Below are 11,083 nucleotides of genomic sequence, written 5' to 3' on the forward strand. Positions count from 1 at the left end.
TTTCCGGTCAGCCGCTGCGGCAAACCGGATCGGAGTACCGGGCCCGGGCCGGCGGGTGTAACCGCGGTGATCACGGGGTAGGAGGATCTCTTCCCCTGGGGCTTTCCCTGAGCCGACCTACGAGCCGACGAAGGAGTGGGTGCGCGGTGGCCCTCGCCCAGGACGTGGACCCGACGCAACTCGGTGGGCTGACCGGCTGGATAGCCGGGGTGATCGACGCGATGGGCGTACCCGGAGTGGGTTTGTTGGTCGCGCTGGAGAACATCATTCCGCCGGTGCCGAGCGAACTGGTGCTGGCGATGGCCGGCTACCTGGCCGGCGAGGGACGGATGAACGTGGTCCTGGTGGCGTTGGCCGCCACCGCCGGCTCGGTGCTCGGCGCGGTACTGCTCTACTGGCTCGGCGCGGCGCTGGGCGAGGACCGGCTCAAGCGCTGGCTCGACCGGATCCCGCTGGTCGACACCGACGACCTGGACCGGGCCGACCGCTGGTTCGAGCGGTACGGCTCCTGGGCGGTCTTCTTCGGCCGGATGATCCCGGTGGTCCGCAGCCTGGTCTCGATCCCGGCCGGCGCCGACCGGATGCCGGTGGGCCGGTTCCTGGCGCTGACCACGCTGGGCAGCGGCATCTGGAACGCGATCTTCGTCGGCCTCGGCTACGGTCTCGGGTCCCGGTGGCAGCAGATCGACAGGTACGCCAGCTACGTCGACTACGGGTTGCTCGCCGTCTTCGTGACGATGATCGGGCTGTGGGTGGCGAAGAAGCTGCGCCGGCGCTCGCACCGGCGCCAGGCCGCCAGCACCCGCTGACGACGGCCCGGCACCGGTGCGTCGCCGGTGTGCCACCCGGTCAGGGCAGCGTGTTCAGGTGCGGCCGGACGGTGCGGGCGAAGTTGTTGCCGTTGCTGACATCCCAGTTGATCGACCAGGTCATCGCGCCCCGGATGCCCGGGTAGGTGCGCGGCGGCCGGAAGCTGCCGCAGTTCGTCCCCCTGGCCAGGCAGTCCAGCGCCTGGTTGACCAGGCTCGGCGCGACGATGCCGCCGCCGGCCGCACCGGGACCGGCGGGCAGCCCGAGCGCCACCTGGTCGGGCCGGAGTCCGGCTTCGAGTTGCAGGCAGGCCAACGCGGTCATGAAGTTGACCGTGCCCTGGGAGTAGGCGAAGGACTGGTCGCAGCCGAGCATCGAGCCGGAGTTGTAGAACTGGGTGTGCACGACGGTGAGGATGTCCCGGATGTCCAGCGCCAGCTTGAAGTACGACACCGACGGCGACTGCATGTCGATGGTCTGCGGCGCCATCGTGATGATCAGGCCCGACCCGACCCGGCTGCGCAGTGACCGCAGCGCCTGCGCCATGTACGTCGGGTTGAGCCCGTTCTCCAGGTCGATGTCGACACCGTCGAAGCCGTACTGCTGGATCAGGCCGTGGACGCTGTTGCTGAAGTTGGTCGCGGAGGCCGCGTCGTTGACCGCGACCCGGCCGGTCTCGCCGCCGACCGAGAGGATGACCTTCTTGCCCCGCGCCTTGACGGTCCGCACGTCGGCGGTGAAGTCGGCGTTGGTGTAGCCGCCGACCGAGGCCGACAGTCCCGGGTCGATCCCGAAGGTGACCGCGCCGGGGGTGCCGGTCGCCTCGGCGAAGGCGACGGCGATCACGTCGTACTCGGCGGGCACGTCCCGCAGCCGCAGCTCGACGGCCGGGTTGTCGAAGTTGTGCCAGTACCCGGTGAGGAAGTGCTTGGGCAGCCCGGAGGTGGGCGGATTCGTCGGCGGTGGGGTGGTCGGTGGCTGGGTGGTCGGTGGCTGGGTGGTCGGCGGGGTGGTCGGGTTCGTGCCGCCGCCGCAGGCCGCGCCGTTCAGGGTGCAGTTGGCCGGGCTGCCGGAGCCGGTGGCGAGGAAGCCGAACGACACCGAGGCGCCGGGCGCGATGCTGCCGTTCCAGGACCGGTTGGTGAAGGTGTGCCGCTGCCCCGAGGAGGTCAGCAACGCGTCCCAGTAGCTGCCCATCGTGGTGCCGGCGGGCAGGTCGAAGGCGACCGACCAGCCGTTGATGGTGCTGGTCCCGCCGTTGGTGACGGTGTACTTCCCCTCCCAGCCGGATCCCCAGTCGGAGGTCTTCACGAAGGTCGCGGTCGGCCCGGCGGCGTACGCGGGCAGCGCTGCCCAGGTGACGCCGACCGCCGCGACGAGGCCGGCGACTACGGACAGGACAAGGCTTCTGCGGCGTCTCATGTGGTCCTCCACCGAGCGGTCGGGCATCCACAGCCATCGACTGTCCGCCAATTATTAGGAAGGTTAACTGTTTTACGCAAGAGGGTGCGGAGACGTCCCCCGCCCGGGGAGGGGCGGCCCGAGGTACCCGTGCGGGGGCCGGCGTCTCCGGTGGGCCGAGGAGCCGGAGACGCCGGCCGGACCGGTCGTGACCGCCCGCACGAGGCCAGCGGCGGATCCTTCCCGGGTTTCAGCGCCGGAAGGTGGGAGGTTTCAGCGCCGGAAAGTGAACCAGTTGAGGTTGGCGAAGTCCGCCGGTTGCCCGCTGCTGAAGGTCAGATAGACCGTACGGACCCCGGTCACCGCCGAGACGTTGCCGGGAATCGACTGCCAGCTCTGCCAGCCGCCGGTGTTGCCGACGGCGAAGCTGCCCAGCACCGGACCGGTCGGACTGTCCACCCGGACCTGCACCAGGCCGCTCACCCCGCCGCCCGCACCCGAGGCGACCCGGGCCACGAAGTCCCGGGGCGGCGTCGAGCCGAAGTCGACCCGGTCGTACCGGACCCAGTCACCGTTGGCCAGCCAGCCGATGTTCTGGCCGCCCTCGCTGCACGCCTCGACCGCGACACCCTGCTGTCCGTTGAACGCCTCACCCTGGATCGTCGAGTACGCGCTCACCGTGCCGCCGGGCGGCGGCGTGGTCGGCGGCGGAGTCGTCGGCGGGTTGGTCGGGTTGGTGCCACCGCCCCGGCTGTACACCGCGACGTAGTCGACCAGCATCGGCCGGCCGGAGACGGTCGCGGAGGTCGGGGTGGTGCCGCCGGCCACGCCGTTCGGGAACGAGCCGCCCATCGCGACGTTGAGCAGCAGGAAGTAGCCGGCATGGTCGGTCATCTGCGACCAGTACGAGCCGACCTGGGTCTGGGTGACGGTGTGGTAGTGCTGGCCGTCGACGTACCAGCGCAGTTGCTGCGGGCTGACCGAGGCGTCCCACTCGAACCGGTAGGTGTGGAACGCCGACTGGCAGGTCGAGCCGGGGCAGGCCCGCTGGGCGCCGATGCCGTTGAACTCGTTGCACGGCCCGCCGGGCGCGACCCCGCAGTGCAGTACGCCCCAGACCGAGTTGATGCCGTTGACGTTCTCCATCACGTCGAACTCGCCGATCCCGGGCCAGTTCTGGTAGTTCCCCCGGTACGGCGCGCCGAGCGCCCAGAACGCCGGCCAGTAGCCGGCCGCCTCCGCGCCGGTCACGTTCGGCATCTGGATCCGCCCCTCGATCGCCAGCACGCCGCCGGCCGGCGCCTTGAAGTTGGTGCGGACGGTCTCGATCCGGGACGAGGTCCACTGGCCGGAGGCGTTGCGGATCGGGGTGATCCGCAGGTTGCCGCTGCCGTCGTGGCTGACGTTGGCGGTGCTGTTGGTGTAGGTCTGGATCTCGCCGGTGCCCCAGTTCGGCGGGCCGCCGGGGTAGCTCGTGCCGGTGTCGATGATCCAGTTCGCCGACGAGGGCAGCGTGTTGGCGGCGCCGGTGAAGTCGTCGCCCCAGACCAGGCTCCAGCCGGAGGCCGGAGGTGGAATGGCGGCGCGGGCGGTGACGGTCACCGTGCCGAGGACCGTGGCGAGCAGGGTGGAGACGGCCACCAGCAGCGCCAGGCGCCGTCTGGTGCTCCGGCCGGCGGAGTCCGGCCGGGCGATCCCGATGGTGTTCATGTGTGGGGGCCTCTCTACGAGGGACGGGGAGCCCTACGGGGGACGGGGAGCGGAGAGAGCGCTCTCTCAGGAGTTGTACGTCCCGGACCCCCGCGTGTCAACACTTGTCGATGCGCTACCCCCGCCGCAGTACCACCTGTTCCAATCCGGTCCACGCCGTGGTGGTGACCAGATACAGCACCGCCGCCAGCGGCAGCACCAGGGCGACCAACACGGTCCCGTACGGCAGCAGCGGCAGCAGCCTGGCCAGTACCGCCCCGCCGGGCACCTCCGCACCGCCCGCCGAGGTGTCGGCCGGCCCCGCCAGGCCCGCCGCCCGGCGCATCCGCCGGGAGGACCACCAGGCCAGCAGCACCAGCAGTCCGAGCAGTACGCCGAAGACCGGCCCGGCCGCCCCGGCCAGCCCGTCGCCGAGGTGCTGCCCGAGCGGCACCCCGAACAGCCGCTCGGCGAGCAGTCCGCCGGCACCGGCGGCCGGGCCGGCGTCGCCCGGCACGGCGAACAGCCGGTACATCAGGAAGAAGAACGGCGCCTGGACCAGCACCGGCAGGAGGTTGCCGAACGGCGAGACGCCGGCCTCCCGGTGCAGCGCGACCAGTTCGGCCTGGAGCCGGGCCGGTTGGTCACGATGTCGCCGCCGGAGTTCGAGGATCCTGGGCGCCAGGACGGCCCGGCGCCGCTCGCCCCGGATCTGCGCCCAGCTCAGCGGCGAGATCAACAGCCGGATCCCGATGGTGAACAGCACGATGGCGGCGGCGGTGGCGCCGGTCCCGGCCAGCGGTTCCACCGTGGCGGCGAGAAGTGTGACGACGTGCGCGGCGGCGTCGACAGCGCCGTCGAGTGGTGCGAAGGCAAGCATGGCAGAACCCCTCGGCTCGATTCCGGAACGCCGGACGGAGCTCGCCCCCGGCCGGGCGGGACGGCCCGACGCCGGGACCGCCGCCGAGGAGCCGGGGCGGGACCGTCCCGCTCGCAAGAGCGTCCGGAACGGAGCCGTCCGGGCGCCTGGCGCGGAAGCGGGCGTACGGGCGGGTTACGCGGAACGGAATCGACCGGCGTGGCGGCGGACGGTACTGCCGCTAACCGGCCGAGGGGTGCACGAGGGCGCGCGGGGCCGGGGTCGGCCGGCGGCGTCCGGATCGAGCTGGCGGGGCGTGCGGAACCGACGGGACCGCTGCCGGATCGTGGCGGTCTGGCGTACCCGGTCGACGTCGGCGTCCCGAGCGGCCGGCAGGCGGCCGGCCAGGGCGACCGCGAGCAGGGACGCCGCGGCCAGCACCGCGGCACCGGCCAGCGCCTCGACCGCCGGGCCGGTGGGCGCGCCGACCTGGACCAGCGCGTACGCCAGCCAGCCCAGCAGCACCGCCACCCGGCCGAGCGGACCCGCCCGGCCGGGGATGGAGTTCAACGGTGTCGCCGGCACGGTGCCCAGGCTAACCAGCGCGGGCAACCATTCGCCTTCCCCGCCCCCGGCAGTCCGACCGGATGCTCAGCCGCCGATCGGCCCTTCGGCATTGTGCGGGCGACCAGCACGTCACCGCACGGCCGGACCCGACCCGGCACGGCGTCGCCACCGGCCGGACGCCCCCTACCGGGGCTGATGCCGCGAATGGCGTCCCGGGGAGTTTTCCGGCATCGACACTGAGGGTAATGAGCTACCTGTCGCGCCAGCGACACTGTTCCAATCGAATAATGGGCGGTGATGGTGATGGTGATGGTCGACGAGATGGCCGCACCGGTGAGACCTGCGCCGAACGCCGGACCAGACCCGCTGACGGTCGGGGTCGAGGAGGAGTTCCTGCTCGTCGACCCGGCGACCGGCGCGGCGGCACCCGCGGTGGAGGCCGTAATGGCCGAGGTGCCCGACGAGCTGCGCGGGCAGGTACAGCACGAGTTCCAGACCAGCCAGATCGAGATCGGTACCCCGCCCGGACTGGAACTGAGCGCGCTGCGGCACTCGCTCGGGCTGCTGCGTACCGGGCTGGCCGACGCGGCCGAGGCGGCCGGCGTACGCCTGGTCGCGGTCGGCACCGGCCCGGTCGAGGGTCCGGTGCCGCCGCTGGTGGACAACCCCCGGTTCCATCAGATGGTCGAACGGTTCGGGCTGCTGGTCCCGTCGCCCGGGGTGAACGGCATGCACGTGCACGTCGGGGTACCCGAGCCGGAGATCGCGGTGCAGGTGCTCAACCACCTCCGCCCGGCGCTGCCGATCCTGCACGCCGCCACCACCAACTCGCCGTTCTACGAAGGCCGGGACACCGGGTACGCGAGCTGGCGCTCGGTGCTCTGGGAGCGCTGGCCGTCGGTGGCGCCGACGCCCTGGCTGGAGTCGCACGCGCACTACGAGAGCCTGGTCGACGACCTGATCGGCACCGGGATGATGCTCGACGAGGGGATGCTCTACTGGTACGCCCGGCTGTCGTCGAAGTACCCGACGGTGGAGATCCGGATCGGCGACGTCTGCCCGGGTCTGGACGACACGATCCTGGTCGCGGCCCTGGTCCGGGCCCTGGTCGACACCGCGCTGGCCGACATCGCGGCCGGGCTGCCGGCGCCCCGGGTGCCGCACCACATGCTGGTGGCGGCGCACTGGCGGGCGGCACACGACGGCCTCGAAGGGCTGGCCGTCGACCCGGTCGACGGCGGCCTGCGCCCCGCCTGGCACCTGATGCGCCGGCTCTTCAACCGGCTCCGGCCGGCCCTCGAACGGCACGGCGACCTGCCCCTGGTCACCGCGCTGCTGAGCCGGTTGCAGGCGCACGGCACCGGCGCCGCCCGGCAGCGGGCCGCGTACGCGGTGCGGCACGAGATCTCCGACGTGCTGGACGACCTGATCCGGCGTACCCGGGGCAGCGCCGGCCATGGCTGAAAAGTTGGTGGTGGTGGGTGGCGACGCGGCGGGGATGTCCGCCGCGTCGCAGGCCCGACGCCGCCGGGACGCCTCCGACCTGGAGATCGTGGCGTTCGAGCGCGGCCATTTCACGTCGTACTCGGCCTGCGGCATCCCGTACTGGGTGGGCGGGCTGGTCGACGACGCGGACCAGCTCGTCAGCCGGGATCCGGCCACGTTCCGGAAGGATTTCCAGGTCGACGTACGGCTCCGGCACGAGGTGGTCGGCATCGACCTGGACCGGCGCGAGGTGGTGGCCCGGGACCTGGAGAACGGCGGGCGCGAGGTCCGGGAGGGCTTCGACCAGCTCGTGTACGCCGCCGGCGCGGTACCCGTGACTCCCGACTGGGCCCGCACCGACGCGGCCGGGGTGTTCGGGGTGCAGACCCTGGACGACGGCGCGGCGCTGATCGACTGGCTGGACGGCGATCCGGCACCCCGCAACGCGGTGGTGGTCGGCGGCGGCTACATCGGCGTCGAGATGGCCGAGGCGATGATCCAGCGCGGCCTCTCGGTCACCCTGGTCGAGCGGAGCCCGGAGCCGATGTCAACCGTCGACCCGGACATGGGCGCCCTGGTCCGCAAGGCGCTCTGCGGGCTCGGCCTGGAGGTGCGCAGCGGGGTCGGCGTCACCGGGCTGGAGACCCGGGACGGCCGGGTCACCGCCGTGGGCACCGAGGAGGGCCGGCTGCCGGCCGACATCGTGGTGCTGGGTCTCGGGGTACGCCCGAACACCGCCCTCGCGGCCGAGGCCGGGCTGCCGATCGGCCCGACCGGCGGGATCCGGGTCGACCTGCGGATGCGGGTGGTGGACACCCCCGGAGTATGGGCGGCGGGCGACTGCGTCGAGTCGGTGCACCGGGTCTCCGGCCAGCCCGTCTTCGTGCCGCTCGGCACCCACGCCAACAAGCAGGGCCGGGTCGCCGGGATCAACATCGGCGGCGGGTACGCCACCTTCGCCGGGATAGTCGGCACCGCCGTGACCCGGGTCTGCGACCTGGAGGTGGGGCGTACCGGACTGCGCGAGGACGAGGCGGCGGCGGCCGGCTTCGAGTTCGTCGCCGTACGGGTGGAGTCGACCAACCGGGCCGGCTACTTCCCCGGGGCGAAGCCGATGACGGTGAAGCTGATCGTCGAGCGGCGCAGCGGGCGGCTGCTCGGCGCCCAGATCGTCGGCCGTTCCGAGGCGGCGAAGCGGATCGACGTGCTGGCGGTGGCGCTGTGGAACCGGATGACCGTGGACGAGATGGCCGGCCTCGACCTCGGCTACGCGCCGCCGTACGCCCCGGTCTGGGATCCGGTGCTGGTCGCCGCCCGCAAGGCGATCGAGGCGATCCGCTGAGCCGGCCGCAGCGGGGCCACCACGTTCTCGATCTTCAGTAGCCGGTCGAGCACCGGGTCCAGGTCGGATCCGGTGAGCTCACCGATGATCCCCAGCGCCTCCAGGCAGTGGTCGTACGAGGCCGGCAGGTCGCCCCGGGCCAGGAAGGTGTCGGCCAGCACCGCGAGTCCGGCCGCCCGACGCCGTGAGTCGGCGATACCGTCGCTGAGCGCGATCGCCGCGTATGCACGCTCCAGGGCTGCCGGATAGCGTCCCAGCGCGCGCTCCGCGTCGGCGCCGGTGATCAGGATGTCGCAGCGCGTTGCGTCGTCCCGGGCCCGTTCCTGGAGCGCCAAGGCCAGTTCGCAGTGCCGCAGCGCGCCCTCCGGGTCGCCGGTCCGCAGCCGCAGCGCCGCCAGCCGCTCGTGTGTCACCGCCTGATCGCGCCACGCCCCGAGTCCTTCCCGGATCACCAGCGCCTCCTGGTAGCAGGCGGCGGCCTGGTCGTACCGGCGCAGTTGCTGCTGTGCGTCGCCGAGCCGGTGCAGGGTCGCCGCCTGGCCGAGCAGATCCGCGCTCTCCCGGCAGCCGGCCAGCACCCGTTTGAAGATTTCTATCGCCTTGCGGACCTCGCCGGTCTTCAGGTGCACGTTCGCCAGATTGTGCGAGCAGACGTTGACGGGACCGGTGGCGCCGATCCGCCGGGCCAGCCGCAGCCCTGCCTCGAAGCCACTGGCCGCCCGGTGGTAGTCGTGCAGCGCGAAGTAGGTCCAGCCGAGATTGTTGAGCGTGCCGATCTGCCCGATCTGGTGCCCGTCCGCCTCGGCGGCCGTCAGCGCGATCTGGTGCATGACCAGCACGTCGTCCTGGCGCCCGTACCGGCCGAACGCGTCGTGGATCGCACCCGGGATCTGCCATGCGTGCCGGTGGAACCCGTTGTCCGCGGCTGACCGGACCACGGCGGCCAGGTTCGCACGTTCTGCCTCGCACCAACGCTGGGCCTCGGCGTCGCCGTCGAACCGCAGCGGCTCGACCGTGTCATCGTCCGGCAGGTCCGGCACCGGGGGACGGTGCGGAGACAGTACCCGGGCGGCATTGACCGCCGACAGCAGGTACCAGTCGAGCAGTCGCCGCAGCGCGGCCCGACGGCACTCGGCGGGCTCGTCCTGCTCGGCCCGGTGCGCGGCGTAGCGCCGGAGCAGGTCGTGCAACCGGTACCGGCGGGCGGCGTCGTGGTTGACCAGGTGCCGCTTGGCGAGCGCATCGAGCAGCCGTTCCGCCGTCCTGGGCTCCGCTCCGAGCAGCGCGGCGGCGGCCGTCGGACTGACGTTCCGGCCGGGATGCAGTCCCAGCAGCCGGAACAGCCGGCCCGCCGGCGGGTCGAGTTCGTTGTACGACCAGGCGAAGACCGTGCTCAGTTTGGCGTCGTCCTCCTCGTCCTCGTGGTCGTCCGGGGAGTCCAGCAGCCGGCCCCACAACTCGTCGACGAGGTCCGCGACGCTGGCCCGGGACCGGGCGGTGATGTGCTCGCCCATGATCCTCAGCGCCAGCGGTAACCCGTCGGAGAACTGGGCCAGCGTCTCCACCGGTCCGGGTTCGCCTGCGGCCCGGGCCGTGCCGATCACCCGGCTCAGCAGCGTACGGCGATCCTCGTCGGAGAGCGGCGGCACGGTGACACTCGGAATGCCCTGCCGGATAGTCAGGCTCATTAGCCGATTGCGGCTGGTCACCACCACCACACAGCCCTCGGCCGTGGGCAGCAGGGGGCGGACCTGGTCGGAGTTGCGGACATTGTCCAGCACGATAAGGATCCGCCGGCCGGCGAGGAGTTGGTTGAACCGCTCCCGGCGCTGCTCGCCGCCGGCCGGAACGCGGTCGGCCGGAACGCCCAGGGCGCGCAGGAACCGTCCCAGGGCGTCCTCCGGTGACACCGGCGGGGTAGGCCCGTACGCGTCAGCGCTGAGCCACAACTGACCGTCCGGGAAGCGGTCGCGGTGCCGGTGCGCCCAGTGCACCACGAGGGTCGTCTTCCCCACCCCCGGCATCCCGTTCACCACCACCACCTGGCCGCCGGGCGCCGGTGTCCGCACCGTCGTGTCCAGCTCGGCCAGCACCGCGCGGTGACCGGTGAAGTCCGAGATGTCGGCGGGCAACTGTTGCGGCGGGCGAAAGGCCCCCGGCTCGTCCGGATCCGGGCCGGCGGCCCCGGCGCGGGCGGGCCGACTCCGTTTGCGTAGGGCTGGCAGATCGATTGTCGGTTCGGCCCGCAATTTCCGGCGATACCGATGCCGGAAATCGATCGAGAAGCGCCGGGCCTCGTCCTCGCGTCCGCTCGCGTAGAGGGCGGTGATCCAATAGCGTGCCAAGGTCTGATCGACGTCGTAGGTCAACAGCAGCGGTTCGATTCGACGGAGCACCACGTCGTAGCGACCAATTCGGCTGTGGCTCTCGGCCAGCAGCTTCTGTGCCGCGAGAAAGCCTTCTTTCATGGCCCGCCGGATGTGTTCGGAGCGGGCGCTCCGAAGATCGGCAAGTGGTTCGTCTCGCCAGAGATCCACCGCCGTGCACAGCACTGCCGCCGACCTTTCGTGATCGCCTTCGTCAACAGCGGTGCGGGCGTCGTCGAGCAGGCGGCGGAATCTGTGGTAGTCCACCAGATCCGTATCGACGTCGAGCCGGTACGCCTCCACTCCCGGCGTCCGGACGAGGGCGTTCGGCAGACCGGCTGCCTTCAGCACCGCGCGGCTGCGGCTGACCAGGGCATGCAGGTTCCCCCGACAGGTATCGATCGGGCGGTTTCCCCACAGGTGATCGACAATCGCGTCGACGGGCACCGGGGAACATGCGTGATAGAGGAGTACGGCAAGGAGACCGCGTTGTTTCGCCGCGCCCAGCGACACGGGGTGCCCGCCGACGCGCAACGCTGTGGGGCCGAGTATCACGAACTCCAC

8 protein-coding genes and 1 pseudogene are annotated in these 11,083 nt (G+C 71.9%); 3 read left to right on the plus strand and 6 right to left on the minus strand.

The annotated features are described in order from the left end of the window. The first annotated feature begins 146 nt into the window (after positions 1-146). On the plus strand, positions 147-809 hold the full coding sequence (locus ACQEVC_RS03005) for a DedA family protein (protein WP_432873106.1): 663 nt from the start codon (positions 147-149) through the stop codon (positions 807-809). 40 nt (positions 810-849) lie between these two features. Here ACQEVC_RS03005 and ACQEVC_RS03010 read toward each other — a convergent pair whose 3' ends face one another. The 4 genes from ACQEVC_RS03010 to ACQEVC_RS03025 all read right to left on the minus strand — a co-directional run bounded on the left by ACQEVC_RS03010 (position 850) and on the right by ACQEVC_RS03025 (position 5,344). After that, the gene (locus ACQEVC_RS03010; protein ID WP_432873108.1) at positions 850-2,232 is read right to left on the minus strand and encodes a chitinase; all 1,383 of its coding nucleotides are present in this window, start codon (positions 2,230-2,232) and stop codon (positions 850-852) included. 252 nt (positions 2,233-2,484) lie between these two features. Beyond that, a complete protein-coding gene (locus tag ACQEVC_RS03015) occupies positions 2,485-3,921 on the minus strand; it encodes a carbohydrate-binding protein (protein WP_432873110.1) in 1,437 nt (478 codons plus the stop codon). Between the two features lie 115 nt (positions 3,922-4,036). Continuing rightward, a complete protein-coding gene (locus ACQEVC_RS03020) occupies positions 4,037-4,780 on the minus strand; it encodes a YidC/Oxa1 family membrane protein insertase (protein ID WP_432873112.1) in 744 nt (247 codons plus the stop codon). 174 nt (positions 4,781-4,954) lie between these two features. Then, positions 4,955-5,344: a DUF6412 domain-containing protein gene (locus ACQEVC_RS03025; protein ID WP_432873114.1), complete on the minus strand. Its 390-nt coding sequence runs from the start codon at positions 5,342-5,344 to the stop codon at positions 4,955-4,957. A 285-nt stretch (positions 5,345-5,629) separates the two neighbouring features. On the opposite strand from ACQEVC_RS03025, the gene ACQEVC_RS03030 reads away from it, so the two are divergent. Both ACQEVC_RS03030 and ACQEVC_RS03035 read left to right on the plus strand, forming a co-directional pair. Beyond that, a complete protein-coding gene (locus ACQEVC_RS03030; protein WP_432890981.1) occupies positions 5,630-6,790 on the plus strand; it encodes a carboxylate-amine ligase in 1,161 nt (386 codons plus the stop codon). Then, positions 6,783-8,153: an FAD-dependent oxidoreductase gene (locus ACQEVC_RS03035; protein WP_432873116.1), complete on the plus strand. Its 1,371-nt coding sequence runs from the start codon at positions 6,783-6,785 to the stop codon at positions 8,151-8,153. Before ACQEVC_RS03030 ends, ACQEVC_RS03035 begins: the two co-directional genes overlap by 8 nt. Here ACQEVC_RS03035 and ACQEVC_RS03040 read toward each other — a convergent pair. Together ACQEVC_RS03040 and ACQEVC_RS03045 are read right to left on the minus strand one after the other, a co-directional pair. After that, positions 8,078-10,285 (minus strand): ATP-binding protein, encoded by a 2,208-nt coding sequence (locus ACQEVC_RS03040; protein WP_432890983.1) that lies wholly within the window; start codon positions 10,283-10,285, stop codon positions 8,078-8,080. The two genes, ACQEVC_RS03035 and ACQEVC_RS03040, sit on opposite strands and share 76 nt — an antisense overlap. A gap of 135 nt (positions 10,286-10,420) precedes the next feature. After that, positions 10,421-11,083: pseudogene (locus tag ACQEVC_RS03045) on the minus strand (AfsR/SARP family transcriptional regulator); the annotation flags it as partial.

This window comes from Plantactinospora sp. CA-294935, from assembly GCF_050936445.1.
Taxonomy (GTDB): Bacteria; Actinomycetota; Actinomycetes; order Mycobacteriales; family Micromonosporaceae; genus Plantactinospora.

What these genes read in the sequence shown, in the direction of transcription:
- ACQEVC_RS03010 (WP_432873108.1), bottom strand. Translation starts at nt 2,232, where the DNA reads ATGAGACGCCGCAGAAGCCTTGTCCTGTCCGTAGTCGCCGGCCTCGTC.
- ACQEVC_RS03015 (WP_432873110.1), bottom strand. Translation starts at nt 3,921, where the DNA reads ATGAACACCATCGGGATCGCCCGGCCGGACTCCGCCGGCCGGAGCACC.
- ACQEVC_RS03020 (WP_432873112.1), bottom strand. Translation starts at nt 4,780, where the DNA reads ATGCTTGCCTTCGCACCACTCGACGGCGCTGTCGACGCCGCCGCGCAC.
- ACQEVC_RS03030 (WP_432890981.1), top strand. Translation starts at nt 5,630, where the DNA reads ATGGTGATGGTCGACGAGATGGCCGCACCGGTGAGACCTGCGCCGAAC.
- ACQEVC_RS03035 (WP_432873116.1), top strand. Translation starts at nt 6,783, where the DNA reads ATGGCTGAAAAGTTGGTGGTGGTGGGTGGCGACGCGGCGGGGATGTCC.